We start from the raw sequence: 17,763 nt of genomic DNA, 5'->3' as shown, positions 1-17,763 counted from the left end.
CATGGCGGAACAATCCAAACGGTTACACCCGCTCAAAATCCCATTTGAAATGTGGAATGTGCTGAAGAAGGAATTCTTTTTAATTATCCTCCTTTATGTATTGAATTTTGGTACGGAAAAGGTTTATATGATCGTGCTGCAACTCATCTATCTCTTATACTTCGTATGGAAGGTCATTTCATTGACTTTGAACTGGTTCACCTATACATATCATATAAAAGAAGGAAACATTCAGATCAAGTCCGGGCTTATTTCCAAGTCCTATCGGACAGTTCCGCTTCACAAAATACAAAACGTCCAACGACGGACAACCGTCCTTCATAAGTTTTTCCACTTAACTTCTTTAACGTTCGAAACGGGAATGACTGGTGACCAAGGTTCTGTCTTGTTTGAGGCGATTTCTTTAAAAGAAGCCCAACGACTTGAAACGGAATTTTCCTCACAAGAAATCCCGGCTGTAGAAGAAGATCATCTGGAAGAGGAAAGCTTGAAAGAAACGGGTGCTGAACAAACCATACATTTCACACCGACTAAACGGGATGTGTTAAAAGCTTCCTTCACGTCACTAAGCTTCCTGGCCATCATTCCGATTGTCGCTACGATTTATAAAACACTTGATGATTTTTTCAATCTGGAAAATGCCGAAGGGGCTGTGGCATCATTTTTGAATTCATGGCTAACCATAACCATCGCTCTCATTGTTTTAGTAGGATTAGCTATTGGTTTTGGAATTATTTCCACGTACGTGAAATATGGGAAGTATGAAATTTCATCGGATGCCAAACGTGTGTATATAAAAAAAGGGGTGCTCGATGAATCTGCCTTTTCAATTCAGAAAGAAAAGGTGCAGGCGGTGGAAATCACCCAATCCCTCATCAAAAGAATGCTTGGATTAGCGGAGGTGAAACTGATAAGCGCGGGAAGTACAGGAGATGAAAAACTGGAAACGAATACGCTCTATCCATTTTTATCGGTTGACCGTGCCCATGCCATAATCGAAGAGATTTTGCCTTCTTACAAGGTGGAACGCTCCATGCATCCCTTATCGAAACAAGCTTTCATCGTGCGAATGCTAAGGCCAAGCTATATCTGGATAGTTGTGACGGTTGCCATTTTTATTTTCAAGCCAGCGATATGGTATATTTCCTTGATTCTTTTCGTACTCATTTATACATCGAGAATCATAGATTACAAAAATGGCCGCTATTTATTACATGACGAATTCATTCAATTTAAATCAGGAAGTTTGGAAACGTCCCTGTTCATCACGAAAAGAAGCAAGGTCATTCAGATTAAAGTCGAACGCTCAAGACTGCAAAAACGCTTTGGGCTCGCATCGATCGAAACCATTAACCGTTCCAAACCGGTACATCATACCAAGCTACAAGATGTTTCCCTTGAATATGCCGACGAGTTTTACACATGGTATATTGATCGCACGAAAAACATTCAAGTCGAATAACCAACCAGAAGAAAGAGTTGACTGCATCCAGTCAGCTCTTTTTTTGTAAGTCTAATTGGCTGACAATGGAGGTCACTACTGTTTTTAATGGATTCATCATTCCATGAGATGTCTGCTGTTCGAATCGCTTGGCTGCATCCACCATTGATAATTGAGCAACAGAAATTGCCTTTTGATCATCTTGAACGAGTTGATGTAAGACCTTGATGATTTCAGCATTGTACTCTTCTTTCAATCCTTTCATGATTAATTCGAAAGTATTTTCCATGATCATAATCTCCAAATCCAAGGATTTTTGATGGATTTCCGCATACTTTTCAAGACGCCCCACGGTACCGTTAACTGTTGCTGGGTTCGTAAAAAGGAGAATCTGAGGTTGAGATAGCGTACAGATGTATTCGAAGTAAGGTTCATCAATTTTAATGATGGGCACGGATGCTACCATACGTTGGTCTTGTAAAAGGGCGATATAGTTCGTGCAAGTAATTAGGATAGCATCCACTTCACATTGAGCGATCCAATCCAGTTGCTCTTTTACTTTTTTCTTTGCTTCTGTTTTATCGTAATTCCCAACAGAAGTCATTCGATACATTATGGAAGAGTCCACAAAATGCATGAGATCGATGTCATAGATTGAAAGAGCTCTTTCAATATATTCTATATTTGAATAATGGGCATGAAGGCATCCTAATCTTTTTTTCAACTCACCATTCCCCCTTCATTATGCTTTCTGATTATTCTACCAGTAAAATTCCTTTCTTGGATAATCTTTTCTTTCCTGTTTCAATCACTTTACCTCCTAATATAAGTCATTCTTATGAATTTTCTAAAAAAACTAAAAGATAGGGAAACTAAGCCGAAATATCTAGAGAACTCATAAGAAGTAGATATAAAGGAGCAAACCTATGAAACGTCTGAAAAACTGGTACTTCAATTCTCTTAAAAAACAAATACTGATACCCTTTTTAGCTTTAATTATTATTAGCGGATTTCTCATATCCTACGTAGCCTATGATCAAAGCATTGAACTAACGACAGATGAACTGAAAAATACGACAGAAGGTCAAGTAAAATCAATGAATGAAGTATCTGATCGCTTCTTCCAAGAAAAGGAAAAGAATTTAGACAGGATAAGCAAAGATATGGCCATGACCACACCCCATTCAGACGCTGATTCCATACTTACCGAGTTTACCAATACCCAAACGACCAATGAAGAGATCATCAGCTTGTACATGGGGACGGAGAAGGAAGGACAGACGATCATCTTCCCTAAAGCCTATTTACCTGGTGACTTTGACCCAAGGCAACAAGATTGGTATCAAGCCGCTTTGAAAGGAAAGAATGAAGTCATATGGACCGAGCCTTATACGGATACTGCGACCAATTCCCTTATCATCACGGCAGCAAAAGCAATCTATGATGGCGATAAATTGGTCGGCGTTCTTGGTGTCGACATCGCGATGGAAACGTTACTGAATACGATCAATCAGACGAAATTCGGGAAAACGGGATATGCCATTCTACTGAATGAGAAAGGGTCTATCCTTGCCCACCCTGATCAATCGAAAATCATGAAGGATCTTTCGGCTCAACCCATTTTTCAGCAAATGAAAGGTGAATCAGGATCTATGATCCTGGATTTTGAGGATAAAAGGCAAATCATCGGATACTCATCCAGTCCTACTACTGGTTGGAAAATAGTTGGAGTCGTGGATAGAGATGAAGTGGTGGACCGTGCAAGCTCTATGGTCATGCACAATATCCTGGCCATGATCGTCACTTTTACTTTGGCTACCATTTTTTCCATCTTCATCACACGTTCTTTGACAAAGCCCATTAAACGCCTTCAAGAATCCATCAAGAAAATGGCTGGCGGTGACTTCGCCTCCACGATTTCCATTTCCAGTGGGGACGAACTCGGCAAGCTTGCAGAAGACACCAACACCTTAGCAGAGAATATGAGTGCCATGCTTAAAAATGTCCATGCCCTTTCCAATAAGGTTGCCGATTCCTCCATGTTGCTCGTTGCCAGTGCCGAAGAGAATTCGGCTGCCGCAAACGAGGTCGCCATGACGATGGAACAAATCGCTTCAGGTGCCATTGATCAGATCGAAGTCGGCCAAGATAACGAAACGGCCATAGAGCTCATGGCCGACAAAATCAACAACCTGGAAAATCAGGCAGAAAAAATGTCGCTTGCCTCCGGTGACATGTTCAAGGCATCGGAAAATGGAATGATCACCGTTCAGGGCCTAAAACAACAATTCGATGTTACAGCCCAGATCTCCAATCAGATGAGTACAGCCGTAAAATCACTGGATGTTCGATCCCATACGATTAGCGATATCGTCAAAACCATAACAGGGATTGCCGGGCAAACCAATTTACTCGCCTTGAATGCAGCCATCGAGGCAGCCAGGGCAGGCGAGCATGGAAAAGGTTTCGCCGTCGTTGCCGATGAAGTGAAAAAATTGGCCGAACAAACGGAACACTCCTTAAAGGAAATAGCAGAAATCATTTTTGCCATGCAAACTGATACCGCAAATACGGTTAGCTTGATTGATCAGGTCAACCAGAAAATCGATCATCAGAGTACATCCGTCACTAACACCGAAGTGGCCTTTGGCGATATTGCATCAATCATCTCTACCACATTCAGTAACTTTGATGAAATAACAAGTACCATGCACGAAATGATTGCCCAGATTGCCGTGATGTCAGGCAACGCGAAACAATTAAACTCCGTTAGTCAGGAGGCAGCTGCCGGCACAGAAGAAGTGTCCGCTTCAATTGAAGAGACGAATGCCTCCATGGAACAATTAAATGCCCTGGCTGGGGAATTGGACAGCCTATCGCAGGAAATGCATAAGGAGATCCAGAAATTCAGCTACTAAACAAAAGAAAGAGCAGAAGCCAAAAGGCCCTGCTCTTTTTACATGCTCTAAATTAAAGTGGTCTTCTTCTATTCGTAAGCGTTTCATCCGTTTCAGTAATACCTGTGTATGAAGAGTTACCCCTTTTCGCATCGGCATCCACCAATACAAGCAGTTTCCCATTCTTAACATCCGATTCATATTGAGTGGCTTCACGTTCAGGGATACCGAGGCCAATCAATGTACCGGCCAAACCACCTGTACCAGCTCCTACTGCCGCACCAGCTAATGTAGCTGCAATCGGTCCAGCCGCAAGTACCGGTCCGATTCCTGGAATGGCCAAAGCACCGATTCCCGCTAAGAATCCAGCTGTTCCGCCTAGAACTCCACCAGTGGCAGCTCCAGTAGCAAGCCCTTCCTCTACTTTCGTTCCAGTTTCTTTTTTCACCGTTCTAAGTTCTTCTTTATCTTTAGCAACCACCGAAATATCATCTTGAGTATATCCTTGAGCCTGTAATGCCTCAACTGCCTGAATGGCCTCTGATCCAGTATCATAAACTCCAATTATACGTTTATCCATATCTATCATCCTCCTTAAAGAATGTTGTTTGTCGCTCCCTCTTTACATACCCCCGGAATCCAAAGCACTAAACACATTTCCACCGGAAAAGATTTATGGTTCAAGCCCATTTATAAGGGTATATAAAATTATAGTTTGCATACTTATAGGAGGTTTTTTTTTAATGCTTATCGATTTACTGAAAGATTTAGTCTCCATTGACAGTTCCTCCAAAGAAGGGGCCAATGAAGCAGTGGATTTCTGTGCCGGTTGGCTTAAGGGCCAGGGATTGACTGTGGATGTGATTGAAAATAACGGGTACAAAATGCTCGTTAGCGAAATCGGGAGTGGAGAAAAAACATTGATATGGAATGGCCATGTTGATGTAGTGAGCGGGACGCCTAATCAATTCTTCCCCGAGGTGCATGAAGGGAATTTATATGGCCGTGGAACGGCCGATATGAAAGCGGGGGTTGCAGGCATGATGTGCGCCTTCGCCGAATTGAAAGATAGGGACTTAGGGTTGAAAATCCAGCTACAAATCGTTTCCGATGAGGAAATCGGGGGCTTGAACTGCTCTGGCTACCTAGCGAAGCATGGATATCGAGGCGATTTCGTCATTTGTGCAGAACCCACGCAGTTAGGCATCGGCCTACAGGCTAAGGGCTCCCTTCGCCTCGATATCGAAGTTTCCGGTAAATCCGCACATGGAAGCCGTCCATGGGAAGGTGTCAATGCCATCGAAAAGGCCTATGATATCTATACGAAAATCAAGGCCCTTCCTTTCACACGGGAACATACCCCCCTTTACGCTTCCCCCTCTCTCAATCTCGCAAAAATAAAGGGCGGAGATGTGTACAATAAAGTACCGGATGCTTGTTTACTCAGTCTCGATATTCGTTATCTTCCGACCCAGACAATGGAGGAAATCGTCGAGCAAATCGAAACCGTGGTAGGCAAGAACGTCCATATTAACATGTATAGTAAACCCGTTAATACGGAAGAAAACGATCCTTACATCACCCTACTCCGTCCGATTATCGAAAAGAACACGAAACAGGAAGCGGTCGTCTTCGGTCAACATGGCTCCGCTGACACCATCTTCTTTGCAGCGTACGGCATCCCAGCCATCGAATTCGGTCCAAAAGGGGAGAATTGGCATGGTGACCGGGAATGCGTCAATCTCGAATCCGTCGAAGTCTATCAAAAAATGCTCGTTGATTTTGCCTCTGAATTCATTTTACAAAAATAAGTATAGAAAGAAGCCGATATGTTCATCTATCGGCTTCTTTTTTTATAGAAGAATCCATCGTGAACGTCACTTCTAACCTCTTAAAACGGAAAATTCTCTTCTTTCCATATAATTGACAGCCTTTTCTTTCAAAAATGACTCGTCATACCCTCTTAAAATGGCAAAACCATAAAGTAGGCTTTTAAGCCCATACTTTTTCCATTTATTTTTCCATATTCATACAAAATACGTTATGAAATTAAGTAATCTTCCAAATTTTATAGGAAACCGTGAAGTATTTCGTGATAAAAGTTCAAATTAATATCATTCCTTTTACCTAGTTTATTTTTCAATGAAATGTTTTTGTAACACAATTACTATGCCACCGAAACATTATTGTCATATAGACCTGTTATTCTAAGTCTACGCTTTAAAACAAAGGAGAATATTAATTGAAAAAAATACTACTTCCTATTATCACTGCTTTCTTCCTGGTATTTAGTTTTTCCGGAGTTTCATCAGCTGCTACTACTACATATAAAGTTAAAAGTGGTGACACACTATGGGGCATCGCGAGTAAACATAACATAACGGTCAATCAACTAAAGAGTTGGAACAACCTTAAAAAAGATCATATTAAACCAAAACAAGTTTTAAAAGTTAAGAAAACTGCAACGAAGGCAAAACCCAAAGCAAAAAAAGCATCAAAGAAATATAAAACTATCACAGTTAATGCTACAGCCTATACAGCGAACTGCAAAGGGTGCAGCGGGATTACGGCAACTGGCCTTAACCTGAAGAAAAACCCTAAAGTCAAAGCTATTTCTGTCGATCCTAAAGTCATTCCACTAGGAACAAAAGTTCATGTAGAAGGTTACGGAGATGCCGTAGCAGCAGATAAAGGCAGTGCGATTAAAGGAAAAAAAATCGACGTCTTCTATTCTTCTAAAACAAAAGCTCTTAACTGGGGCAGAAAAACAGTAAAAGTGAAAGTCTATCAATAAAAAGTAATCAGCTTGTAACAATTCAGGCTGTTTTTTTTTTGCCTTTTTTTCTTTTATAGTCATTATTTCACCATTCATATTTACTGAAAATTCAGCTAATGGTATGATTGGTCCATCAATCAGAAGCGAGGTGTACATATTGAAGATAGTCGTTATCGGAGCCGGTGCACTTGGTTCCTATTATGGAGGTAGACTACAGCAAGCAGGACAACAGGTTCAATTCGTCGTCCGTAAAAACCGAGCCCAACAATTGAGAGAGCAAGGGTTGAACATAACAAGCCCTCATGGAAACTATGAGTTTAACGAACTTCAATTCACAGAGGACGTACATGACATACAACAAGTTGACTTGGTCCTCCTAACGGTAAAAGGGTTCCACCTGAGAGGGGCGCTGCCTGACTTGAAGGTCCTGGTCGATAAAGGGGCAAAGGTTCTTCCCCTTTTAAATGGACTCGAGCATATCTCCATACTTCAGGATGAACTGGGCGAAGCGAACGTCATAGGGGGAAGTGCCTTCATTATCGCTACCTTAAACGAAAAAGGCCATGTCGTACACTCTAACCGGAACCATGACTTAATTTATGGCCCGCTTCATCCCTCTCAACAAGAGATCTGCGATGAGTTTGAACAAGCAGTTAGTTCAGCCATCATGGGAGCAAGCAGGACAGAAAACATCTTAATTCGTCTATGGATTAAATATATGTTCATTACTGCTTTCTCCGGCGTGACAACAGCATCCAATCTTCCCATAGGGACCATACGCAACTATCCAGAAACGAACCGGGTACTGGAAAAGGCGCTTGTGGAAATGCAGATGCTCGCTAACGCTCATGGCATTGGATTGACGGAAAGGAATGTCGCTCAGGCACTGGAGGACATAGCCGCTTTACCCGACGAAGCTACCTCCTCCATGCATCAGGACCGTCGGAAAAATCAATCCCTTGAAGTCGAGCATTTACAAGGGGGTGCCCTAAGGCTCGCCAAAAATGCCCATATCCAACTTCCTGTGATTGAAACCCTCTACGCACTCATCAAGCCTTTTGAACAATGATTTTTCTTAGGCACCAGTTTTAAAACTGGTGCTTTCTTGTTCCTCCTCTCTTCTCCCTCTCTCTCACTTTCCAAGACCAAAAAGACCAAAAAGAACAATATCACCAAAAGAATATTCTGACTCTTTCTTCTGTTACACTATAGTTAATTAAAGAAAGCGCTATCATATAACAAAGGAGAATACAGTATGAAACTATTAAAAAATCTAACTGTCCAAGTCATCATAGGTATCATTCTCGGTATTACAGTCGGTTTCTTATTCCCTGCTTTCGGTGAACAGCTGAAAATCTTAGCTGATTTGTTTATTAAAATGATAAAAATGGTCATCGCACCCATCATATTCTTAACCGTCGTTATCGGCATTGGCGGCATGGGTGACATGAAGAAAGTGGGTCGTATCGGTGGGAAAGCCCTCCTTTACTTCGAAATCGTTTCCACCGTTGCCCTTGCGATTGGTCTTATCGTGGTCAACCTGTTAGGACCGGGTAAAGGATTTAACATCGATTCAGTGGAAGGCGGAGATGTATCGCAATATACAACCGCTGCTGAGGAAACAGAACACGGTGCCATAGCCTTTATCTCCAATATCATCCCGGACAATGCTGTCGCTGCAATGGCCGGTGGCGACTTGCTTCCTATTCTGTTCTTTGCCGTCTTGTTCGGTATCTCCATGGCAATGATCGGACCAAAAGTACAACCTGTCGTCTCCTTCTTACAACATATAGCGGATATTTTCTTCGGCATCGTTGGGATCATCATGAAGTTTTCACCGCTGGCGGCATTTGGGGCCATGGCCTATACCATCGGTAAGTTCGGGCTTGGTTCTCTAAGTTCTTTAGGACAATTAATGGCTAGCGTATATATTACCATGGCGTTATTCATCATCATCGTCCTTGGGGGCATCGCAAAATTCTATGGCTTCAACATTTTCAAATTCATCGCTTATTTAAAAGAGGAACTTTTATTGGTATTGGGAACTTCTTCTTCGGAATCCGCATTGCCAAGTGTGATGAAGAAGCTTGAGAATTACGGATGTTCAAAATCCGTGGTCGGGCTGGTCGTACCGACCGGTTATTCCTTTAACCTTGATGGCACATCGATTTACCTGTCGATGGCGGCCATTTTCATCGCCCAAGCTTATGGCGTGGATTTAAGCATCTGGCAGGAAATAACCCTTCTTGGAATCCTGATGCTAACATCTAAAGGGGCTGCAGGTGTAACAGGATCCGGTTTCATCACCCTTGCGGCAACATTGGCTGCTTTCCCGATGATTCCTGTTGAAGGCATGGCACTTCTTTTAGGGGTCGACCGCTTCATGTCGGAAGCTCGTGCCATCACGAACCTGATCGGAAACAGTGTTGCTACAGTTGTCATTTCTAAAACAGAAGGCGAATTTGATCCAACTCATTCAAACTACAACAATTTGGATGAAGTAGCCGCCTCCACAGATCGATGAAGAACGGACACTAAGAAAGAGGATAGATGGGAAGCAGAACTCTCTGCCCGCATCTATCCTCTTTTCCATATGCATTCTTACTTCCTTACTGTCCCTTGAAACACTTCTTCACTCCGTTTTATTGTCCCTATTGACTGAACCCACCATCATTTCTTAAAACTTATCAATCATATTCATTTAAGATTTCCCGAAAAGTGTTTATACTTTTATATAGCAGATGATATTAGCTTATAGACATTCACTTTAAATTAAAAACAAAATGATACAAAACGGGAGGTTTTATCATGAAAGATTACGGATTATACATTAATGGGGAATGGTCCGATCACGGACTTGAAAAAATCGAAGTGAAAAACCCGGCAACCGATGAAATTGTCGCCACTGTCCCAAAAGGAGGAGCCACGGAAGCAGCCAAAGCTGCCGATGCAGCTTATGCGGCCTTTACTGATTGGGCTGCCCTCTCGGTTTATGAACGTGCGGATTTGATCTGGAAATGGCATAAATTGATCGACGACAATAAAGAAGAACTAGCTAGAATCATGACAGAGGAACAAGGTAAACCATTGAAAGAAGCCCTTGGGGAAATGAACTATGCGAATGGATTTTTATCCTGGTTTGCCGAAGAAGGAAAACGGGTGTATGGGGAAACGATTCCTGCCTCCACTACGAATAAGCGACTTTTTGTAACCAAACAACCAGTCGGTGTCGTAGCCGTCATTACCCCATGGAATTTCCCGGCGGCGATGATTACGCGAAAAGTGGCACCCGCACTTGCCGTCGGCTGTACGGTTGTCATTAAACCCGCGAATCTGACGCCGATTACAGCTTTGAAAATGGCCGAATTGGCTGAAGAAGCAGGCATTCCAAAAGGTGTCATCAATGTAGTGACAGGTAAATCATCGGAAATCGGCGAAACTTGGCTTCAAGATACCCGGATTCGCAAATTGACCTTCACCGGTTCAACGGAAGTCGGGAAAACTTTAATGAAGGGCTCTGCCGAAACCGTGAAGAAGATATCGCTTGAGCTGGGTGGCCACGCTCCCGCCATCGTTCTGGAAGATGCCGACCTCGATAAAGCCGTTGAGGGCATCATTAGTTCGAAATTCCGGAACGCCGGACAAACATGCGTGTGTTCAAACCGCATTTATGTTCATGAATCCATCCAGGACGTCTTCATCGAGAAGCTTGTTGCCAAAGTGAACGAACTGAAAGTGGGCAACGGTTTGGAAGAAGGCGTCGACATCGGACCTCTTATTGACCAAAGTGCAGTCGAAAAGGTACAAAAGCAAATTGACGAAGCCATCAATAGCGGAGCCAAACTCGAAGCTGGTGGGAAATCGATTGGCGGACTCTTCCTTGAACCGACCATCCTTTCCAACGTCAGCGATAGCATGCTTTGCATGAATGAAGAAACATTCGGACCACTAGCACCGATTGCTTCCTTCAAGACAGATGAAGAAGCGGTACAACGTGCAAACGACTCGATTTTCGGGCTGGCAGCATACGTCTTCACCGAGAACATCTCAAGGGGCATTAAAGTCACCGAAGCCCTGGAATTCGGGATCGTCGGCTTGAACGATGGCCTCCCTTCCGTTCCACAGGCACCATTCGGCGGATTCAAGCAAAGTGGGCTTGGCCGCGAAGGCGGACATCATGGGATTGAAGAGTTTTTAGAGGTCAAATATATTTCACTAGGCCTATAATCAAATATTGGTACAAAAAAAACGGGACCAACTCTCAAAGAGTCGATCCCGTTTTTTCATTCAATTAAATCTTCCCCGAGTTTTTCCTCTTTCCTGATCCTGATGAACTTAACGATATTCAATACAATCGTTTTAATGACGGAATAAGTCGGTACAGCCAGGATCATCCCAATGATGCCTGCGATGTTTCCCGCAACCAATAAAAGGATGATGATGGTTAACGGATGCGTATTTAGCTTTTTCCCGATGACCAGCGGTGAAATGACATTACCGTCCAACTGCTGAACAATCGTGATGACCACTATGACCAAAAGCGCCTGTGTCGGCGAATGAATCAAGGCCACGATCACTGCAGGAGCGGCTCCTATAAATGGGCCGACATAGGGAATGATATTGGTAACGGCACCTATCAATGCAAACAGGAAGGCATAAGGCAAATCAATGATTAAATACCCCACGAACGTCCCAATTCCAACAAACAAGCAGACTAGCATTTGCCCCTGTATGTATGTCGTAAGGGTCTCTCCCGTTTCCTTAAGAACGGATAATGCCGGTTTGTGATAACGGACCGGTACAAATTTCATGATGGAGCTTGGTAGCTTATCGCCATCCTTCAACATATAAAACAGGATGAATGGAACCGTTACGACTACCAACGTTATATTCGTGACAACGCTGAATACAGAAGACAGACTTTTAGTAATATTGCCCGGTAGGTCCGTCAAGTATCTTTGAAGGGAATCTCCCACTTCTTTCAAAGACACATAATCCTGTTCCATCGTCCACATGAACCATCTTGATTTGGATAAATCTTCGATGAACGTTCTGGATTGATTAAAATAATCAGGAAGGTTATTAATCAAATCCGTGACCTGACGTGAAAGGGACGGGCCGACAAGACCGACCAATAAACTTACTAGACCAAGGAATATCACATACAGCAATAAAATCGCCAATCCCCTCGGCACTCTCCTTTTCACGAGCAAATCGACCGTCGGATTGAACAAGAAATAAAGAAAACCGGAAATGAGTATTGGAAAGAACAAAGTTGAAGTGAAAATTACGATTGGTTCAAAAAGAAACGAAATCTTCGTCCCCACATAAAATAACACGGACAATAGCAATAGCTCTAATGTCCAAAAATGCAGTTTAGCCTTGAACAAGTTATCTCCTCCTATATAACTCTTCTTTTTCTAAAGAAAGATGATCCATTATGTATGTAAAATTTTATAATGCTACCTATCATTGATAGAAGTTTACCATACTTCCATTACCACAACGTAAAATTCTGTATAAAATTTATTTCAATGATTCCCAGGATTTACATTGGGAAAAAATCATCCTTCTCAAGGCAGTCTTTTAGGATGGGAAACCCCTTTTCGGTCAAAACGACCAATTTATCGGTCAAACTTGCCTTTTATCGGTCTATTCATCCTATTTATCGGTCAAATCCAGCACTTTATCGGTCAAACCCCATCTCAGCACACAAAAAAACCCCGCTGCAATGAGCGGGGTCCATCTTCTTATTTTTGATCTTGAAGAGTAGCTTCAAGCATTGTACCGTTCTTGGCAAGGTTTGTATACCAAGAGAATGCTTTTTCAAGAACATGCGGTGTTTGGTGTCCACCAGTTAGAGCGACAGCTTCGTTGAAATAATCACGAAGTTGTTGACGGTAATCCGGATGTGCACAGTTTTCAATGATTGCATGTACACGTTCTTTTGGTGCTAGACCGCGTAAATCAGCGTAACCTTGTTCTGTAACGATAACATCCACATCATGCTCAGTGTGGTCAACGTGAGATACGAAAGGAACGATACTTGAGATTTTGCCGCCTTTTGCATAGGACTTCGTTACGAAGATACCCAAGCGTGCATTACGAGCATAGTCTCCAGAACCACCGATACCATTCATCATTCTTGTACCAGAAACATGTGTTGAATTTACGTTTCCGTAAATGTCGCATTCTAACGCAGTGTTGATAGAAATCAATCCAAGACGACGGATGACTTCCGGGTGGTTAGAAATTTCTTGTGGACGAAGAACGAGTTTATCACGATATTTATCAAGTTCGCCATATACTTGCTTACCTTTTTCTTCAGCCAAAGTAATGGAGCAACCTGAAGCGAATTTAACTTTTCCAGCATCGATAAGATCGAATACTGCATCTTGTAACACTTCAGAGTATACTTCTAAATCTTTGAATTCAGAATCAATTAAACCATTCAACACGGCGTTTGCAACGGAACCTACACCTGATTGAAGTGGTGCAAGCGATTCAGTTAAACGACCAGCCTTGATTTCTTCGCGAAGGAAGTTAGTAAGGTGATTGGCCATGACAGCAGTCTCTTCATCAGGAGGCACGATTGTAGAAGGTGCATCCGTAACTGTTGCCACAACAATCCCTTTCACTTTTTCAGGATCAACAGGAATACCGATCGAACCAATACGATCACTTGCACTCGTCAATGGAATCGGTTGGCGCTCACCTTGTTGAGCTGGTAAATATATATCATGCATGCCTTCTAATCCTTCTGGATGAGACACGTTTAATTCGATGATGACATTCTTCGCTTCTTGTACGAAGATAGCTGAGTTACCTACAGAAGTTGTCGGAATGATTAATCCGTCTTCTGTGATAGCCACTGCTTCGATGATAGCAAAGTCGATTGGTCCAACAATCCCTTGACGAACTAATTCAGCCGTATGAGATAGATGTTGGTCGACATAAGTGATTTCATCAGCATTGATTTTATTACGAATACCTTTATCCGCTTGGAATGGTAAACGTTTATTTATGAGTCCGGCTTCCGCCATATGTTGGTCGACTTCAGGTCCTAATGATGCACCTGTATATACGTCAACTTTGAATTTTTCAGTTTTCGCTCTTTCAACTAGAGCCATTGGAATAACTTTCGCATCACCAGCACGAGTAAATCCACTCATACCTAGTTTCATACCATCTTTAATCCATGAAGCAGCTTCTTCTGCAGTGACAACTTTCCCCTTAAGTTGCTCATTGCGGATTTTTTTGAAAACGCTTTCGTTCATACAAAAGACCCCCATTTTCGCTTTTCTTACACCTAATTTTATCAAGTACGTGTAATTGTCACATTCTTTTATGAATGAAAAGCCTTAAAAGGAGCACAAAACAGCATTTTTATTACACGAAACAGAAACTCTAAAAACCAAGTGCTCTTCGGAACTGGCTTGCGTACGTTTGGCTAACTTGAATTTTCGAATGATCCTTCATCACAAGCAAGAATGTAGAGTGAAAGTCAGGCAAGATTTCCTCAATGAAATGAATGTTGACAATATAGGAACGGTGCACCCGAATAAACATTTCACTTGGTAAAACGAACTCCAATTCACTTAAATTCAATTTATGGAAACCACTCACGCGTTCAGACTGGATCCTTGTCTTCCTATTTTGCGCTTCTAAAAACAGGATTTCCTCATAAGGAAGCGGAATCCATCTGTCTTCCGTCTTGACGGTTAAAAAGGAAGTCGGCAACACGAACGGCTTGGAGGGAAGGATGGCTGTCACGGCGCCCATTGGATTTTCACCTTCCAGGATGGGAACGCTCAAACCATAATACGGGACGCCAAATACATCACTTTCAACTTGAACGGCAATTTTCTTCCGGCTCTGCAATGCCTTGAAAGCGGCCGTCCCTTCACTTATTAAATCTCCAGGTTTAATCCCGACATCGATTTGTTTGCTTGGTTGATAATAGATAAACTGCTCAGAATCAGCCACTGCAATCGAAGCGTTTTTTGGAACAAACTCACTAATGATATTTAAAACGGATTTAACCGTAAATTGATCCATTTTTCCCCACCCCATAAAGAACATATTGATTGATTATTTTCACTCTAAAGAAAAAGACTTTCTTCTGATTTTTCCCATATTAATGAAAAATGGAAGTAAATAAGCGAAAATCGTCGAAAAAAGCCAGAAAACAGGATTTAAATTACCTGTCCCATTTCATTATAGTGGGTACTCCCACCAATTTCTATGGTGGAACCAATAAAAAATCCGTCCTTCTATTATAAAATTCACTTCCAGGATATAAACTATTCAAATACGCTGCCGAAAAGGTTTGCCACTATCTCTAAAACACAGGAAAAACCGTTCCTCTTTTTATAGAAGAAACGGCTTCCTAACTTAGACATCTGCTTTTTTAGACGGGGAATTGGTTCGGAGAAGTAAGATTGATTCTAAATTCTTCAATGGTAATTCTAATAAATAAGACCTGTCGGTAGGTTGGTAAATGTTTTCGGATATCAGTTCAGTCACAATCTTTTGCTTTTTCCTGGAAACAATCTCAATCAACTTGCCCATCTGTCCCCTCCTTTAATGTTTTCCTCAGTCGTTCTTTAATGCATCGTGCCCTTCTTTTCCTGTCCGGATATTCACCACATTGGCTAATTCATAGATGAAGATCTTTCCGTCTCCAGGTTTTCCAGTGCTTAAGAATTTCCTGGCAACATCCACTACATCTTGAACGGGGACTTCACATACTACAATCTCTATTTTCATTCGGTCATGTAAGGATATTTCCCGATTTCGGCCTCGATATGTTTCGACATAACTCTTCTGTAGCCCAGTACCTTTCGCATCTGACACCGTGATACCACTGACACCAATCTTCGCCAACTCCTCTTTGAACTGTTCAAACTTGATTGGCCGCGTAATGATTTCGATTTTCGTCAATACCTGAGACATATGAATTCCCTCCTTTAAATTGATTCGTGATAGGCCTTTTCACCGTGGAGTGTAAGATCGAGCCCCGTTGTTTCATCTTCTTCGCTGACACGTAATGGAACGAACAAGCTAATGACTTTTGCGATGATATACGTGACTACAGCCACGAAGATATATGTGGCGATAATCGCTACAACTTGTTTCCAAAGTAGGTTGAAGTCTCCGTAGAACAAACCGTTGGCTCCCCCTTCATTCACCGAAGTAGTCGCGAATAATCCCGTCGCGATTCCACCCCAAGTGCCTCCAATGCCATGTAAGCCGAAAGCATCAAGTGCATCATCATAGCCCAATTTGTTTTTAAGGAAGAATACACCCCAGTAACAAACCGCTCCACCAATGACCCCAATCAGGATGGAAGATGCTGTCGTCACGAACCCACAGGCTGGTGTAATGGCCACCAATCCAGAAATGGCACCCGATACTGCACCAAGCAAGGTTGCCTTCTTATTTGTCATGTACTCAACGATTAACCAGCCAATGATACCAGCCGCAGCTGCAACAGCCGTATTCACGAAAACATTCATCGCCACTGCATCGATCGTCAAGGCACTGCCGACATTAAAACCGTACCAGCCAAACCAGATCAACGATCCACCAAGGAATGTTAAAGGTAGATTATGCGGGGCACTGTTTCCTGATTCCTTCCTTTTCCCCAACATGATAGCCAACACTAAACCAGCAACACCTGAAGAGATATGAACGACGTTACCGCCGGCGAAATCAAGCGTACCAAGTTCAGCTAACCAGCCGCCTCCCCATACCCAGTGAGCAACGGGTGCGTATACGAATAAAGACCAAAGAATGGTGAAAATTAAGAAAGCGGAAAATTTCATTCGTTCAGCGATCCCGCCTGCGATAATGGAAACGGTCAATACTGCGAATGTCATTTGGAATAGCATGAATAAACTATGAGGAATTGTGTCGCTGTATGGGCCAGGAGCGAAGCCGACATCCTTTAAACCTACCCAATCCAGACCGCCTAGGAGAGTATTTCCTGGTGAGAAGGATAATGAATACCCAACCAGCACCCAAAGAATAGAAATGACAGCGAGTGGCATATAACTATGCATTGCCGTATTGAGGACATTCTTGCTTTTTACCATCCCTCCATAAAATAGGGCAATTCCTGGAGTCATAAGCCAAACCATCATTGTCGCTAAAAACATGAATACCGAATCTGCCATCTGCATTTGTTTTTCCCCCTTAAATTTTTAATATGTTATGTTATATAACATTGTTATGTGATGTAATTTATCATATACTTAATTTTCAAAAAATTCAACCATTTTATTTACTTTTTTTGAAAATCCTATGTAATAAGCACCGGAAAACGAACGGTACGAAATAGATTCTTAGTCCTTTCCTCACATGGTTTCATACTCTTCTTATAAAAATCCGCGCAAAAAAGGGCCCTAATAATAAGGGCCCCTCCTAACTATATGACTAGCAACAGCGTGATACCTTCCCATCCTTAGCGTTATACCTTTCGTCCTGCGCTTCGCAGAAGAACTCTTTCCTTGTCTTAATCGTTTTATCAGGATGTTCCAGCTTCATATGGGCTACATACGTTTCATAACTAGGAACTCCGACAAGTAGACTAATGAATTGCTTTCGGTAGCTAAGAATCCGGGTAATTTTTTTTAACATGGTTTCCT

At 42.3% G+C, this 17,763-nt stretch carries 16 protein-coding genes; 7 read left to right on the top strand and 9 right to left on the bottom strand.

What is annotated here, in order from left to right; all coding sequences use genetic code 11:
* The first annotated feature begins 1 nt into the window (after position 1).
* Complete coding sequence (locus ACQKL0_RS16215) at positions 2 to 1,462, top strand: PH domain-containing protein (protein ID WP_427688604.1); 1,461 nt, start codon at positions 2 to 4, stop codon at positions 1,460 to 1,462.
* A 31-nt stretch (positions 1,463 to 1,493) separates the two neighbouring features.
* Here the strand turns inward: ACQKL0_RS16215 and ACQKL0_RS16210 are convergent, their stop codons facing one another.
* Positions 1,494 to 2,165: an aspartate/glutamate racemase family protein gene (locus ACQKL0_RS16210; protein WP_402871929.1), complete on the bottom strand. Its 672-nt coding sequence runs from the start codon at positions 2,163 to 2,165 to the stop codon at positions 1,494 to 1,496.
* A gap of 202 nt (positions 2,166 to 2,367) precedes the next feature.
* On the opposite strand from ACQKL0_RS16210, the gene ACQKL0_RS16205 reads away from it, so the two are divergent.
* Positions 2,368 to 4,359, top strand: coding sequence for a methyl-accepting chemotaxis protein (locus ACQKL0_RS16205; RefSeq protein WP_402871932.1), 1,992 nt, complete (start codon positions 2,368 to 2,370; stop codon positions 4,357 to 4,359).
* 52 nt (positions 4,360 to 4,411) lie between these two features.
* Here ACQKL0_RS16205 and ACQKL0_RS16200 read toward each other — a convergent pair whose 3' ends face one another.
* A complete protein-coding gene (locus ACQKL0_RS16200) occupies positions 4,412 to 4,918 on the bottom strand; it encodes a general stress protein (protein WP_402871935.1) in 507 nt (168 codons plus the stop codon).
* 163 nt (positions 4,919 to 5,081) lie between these two features.
* Between ACQKL0_RS16200 and ACQKL0_RS16195 the strand changes: the two genes are divergently transcribed.
* The 5 genes from ACQKL0_RS16195 to ACQKL0_RS16175 all read left to right on the top strand — a co-directional run bounded on the left by ACQKL0_RS16195 (position 5,082) and on the right by ACQKL0_RS16175 (position 11,341).
* Positions 5,082 to 6,149: a M20 family metallopeptidase gene (locus tag ACQKL0_RS16195; protein ID WP_402989183.1), complete on the top strand. Its 1,068-nt coding sequence runs from the start codon at positions 5,082 to 5,084 to the stop codon at positions 6,147 to 6,149.
* A gap of 431 nt (positions 6,150 to 6,580) precedes the next feature.
* Positions 6,581 to 7,132: a 3D domain-containing protein gene (locus ACQKL0_RS16190; protein WP_402871940.1), complete on the top strand. Its 552-nt coding sequence runs from the start codon at positions 6,581 to 6,583 to the stop codon at positions 7,130 to 7,132.
* A gap of 130 nt (positions 7,133 to 7,262) precedes the next feature.
* Entirely contained in the window at positions 7,263 to 8,183 is a 921-nt protein-coding gene (locus tag ACQKL0_RS16185) for a ketopantoate reductase family protein (RefSeq protein ID WP_427651306.1), read from the top strand.
* A 186-nt stretch (positions 8,184 to 8,369) separates the two neighbouring features.
* Entirely contained in the window at positions 8,370 to 9,638 is a 1,269-nt protein-coding gene (locus tag ACQKL0_RS16180; RefSeq protein ID WP_402871946.1) for a dicarboxylate/amino acid:cation symporter, read from the top strand.
* 284 nt (positions 9,639 to 9,922) lie between these two features.
* On the top strand, positions 9,923 to 11,341 hold the full coding sequence (locus ACQKL0_RS16175) for an NAD-dependent succinate-semialdehyde dehydrogenase (protein ID WP_402871949.1): 1,419 nt from the start codon (positions 9,923 to 9,925) through the stop codon (positions 11,339 to 11,341).
* Positions 11,342 to 11,397: 56 nt separating this feature from the next.
* Here the strand turns inward: ACQKL0_RS16175 and ACQKL0_RS16170 are convergent, their stop codons facing one another.
* From ACQKL0_RS16170 to ACQKL0_RS16140, 7 genes are all read right to left on the bottom strand, one after another.
* Positions 11,398 to 12,504 carry an AI-2E family transporter gene (locus ACQKL0_RS16170; protein WP_402871952.1) on the bottom strand — a complete coding sequence of 369 codons (1,107 nt, stop codon included), beginning with the start codon at positions 12,502 to 12,504 and terminating at the stop codon, positions 11,398 to 11,400.
* Positions 12,505 to 12,864: 360 nt separating this feature from the next.
* Positions 12,865 to 14,391 carry an acetyl-CoA hydrolase/transferase family protein gene (locus tag ACQKL0_RS16165; RefSeq protein WP_402871954.1) on the bottom strand — a complete coding sequence of 509 codons (1,527 nt, stop codon included), beginning with the start codon at positions 14,389 to 14,391 and terminating at the stop codon, positions 12,865 to 12,867.
* A gap of 130 nt (positions 14,392 to 14,521) precedes the next feature.
* Positions 14,522 to 15,172, bottom strand: coding sequence for a LytTR family DNA-binding domain-containing protein (locus ACQKL0_RS16160; RefSeq protein ID WP_427688601.1), 651 nt, complete (start codon positions 15,170 to 15,172; stop codon positions 14,522 to 14,524).
* A gap of 336 nt (positions 15,173 to 15,508) precedes the next feature.
* Positions 15,509 to 15,685, bottom strand: coding sequence for a hypothetical protein (locus ACQKL0_RS16155; RefSeq protein ID WP_402871960.1), 177 nt, complete (start codon positions 15,683 to 15,685; stop codon positions 15,509 to 15,511).
* Between the two features lie 24 nt (positions 15,686 to 15,709).
* Positions 15,710 to 16,069: a P-II family nitrogen regulator gene (locus ACQKL0_RS16150; RefSeq protein WP_402871963.1), complete on the bottom strand. Its 360-nt coding sequence runs from the start codon at positions 16,067 to 16,069 to the stop codon at positions 15,710 to 15,712.
* A 14-nt stretch (positions 16,070 to 16,083) separates the two neighbouring features.
* A complete protein-coding gene (locus ACQKL0_RS16145) occupies positions 16,084 to 17,298 on the bottom strand; it encodes an ammonium transporter (RefSeq protein WP_402871966.1) in 1,215 nt (404 codons plus the stop codon).
* 253 nt (positions 17,299 to 17,551) lie between these two features.
* The gene (locus ACQKL0_RS16140) at positions 17,552 to 17,755 is read right to left on the bottom strand and encodes a YbdD/YjiX family protein (RefSeq protein WP_402871969.1); all 204 of its coding nucleotides are present in this window, start codon (positions 17,753 to 17,755) and stop codon (positions 17,552 to 17,554) included.
* Positions 17,756 to 17,763 lie beyond the last annotated feature (8 nt).

It is taken from the genome of Peribacillus sp. NPDC097264 (genome assembly GCF_050277925.1).
Classification (GTDB): Bacteria; Bacillota; Bacilli; order Bacillales; family DSM-1321; genus Peribacillus.
Note: the sequence above shows the minus strand (reverse complement) of the source record. Positions and strands in the feature narration are given on the sequence as shown.